At 65.5% G+C, this 249-nt stretch carries 1 pseudogene; it reads left to right on the top strand.

Features of this window, described 5'->3' with window-relative positions:
• A pseudogene (locus G6553_RS20605) lies at window positions 1-249 on the top strand (IS1380 family transposase); the annotation flags it as partial.

Here is a 249-nt window from a genome sequence, read left to right as displayed (position 1 = left end):
CGCGATCGACGACGACGCGTGGACCACCATCGAGTACACCGACGCCATTTTCGACGAGGCCACCGGATCCTGGGTCTCCCGCGCCGAGGTCGCCGAGGTGCCGTTCACCGCGTTCTCCGCCCAGAAGGCCGACCGAGTGTCGGGCAGGTTGGTAGTCCGACGCATCCCCGACCTCAACCCGAAGTCGTCTGATGGGCAGGAGACGCTGTTCGACACCTGGCGGTTCCATGCCTTCTTCACCACCACCGA

The sequence above is a fragment of the Nocardioides sp. IC4_145 genome, assembly GCF_011250565.1.
Taxonomy (GTDB): domain Bacteria; phylum Actinomycetota; class Actinomycetes; order Propionibacteriales; family Nocardioidaceae; genus Nocardioides.
This window is presented reverse-complemented; position numbering and strand designations above follow the sequence as displayed.